Annotated in this window: 1 pseudogene; it reads right to left on the bottom strand. The window is 41.7% G+C overall.

Annotated features, from left to right (window positions below):
• Nucleotides 1–211 (bottom strand): annotated as a pseudogene (locus PL8927_RS28260) (PEP-CTERM sorting domain-containing protein); the annotation flags it as partial.

A 211-nucleotide genomic window follows, 5' to 3' on the forward strand; every position in this document is an offset into this window, starting at 1 on the left:
TCCTTTGGTGATGGTGTTTCTTCAATGGCACGCATTTGGAAGCTGCCGACTTGCTGATTGAATGCCAACTGAATTGGAAAAGCAGTTTCTTTTGTATTACCAATTAAGCTACCGATATCGGTAATTCTAAAATTAGTAACTCCTGCACCGAATAGAGAGACAAAATTGAGGCGTTCTCCAGGACTGAATTCCCCCAAAATAGTGTCTGCGA

It is taken from the genome of Planktothrix serta PCC 8927 (assembly GCF_900010725.2).
GTDB lineage: Bacteria > Cyanobacteriota > Cyanobacteriia > Cyanobacteriales > Microcoleaceae > Planktothrix > Planktothrix serta.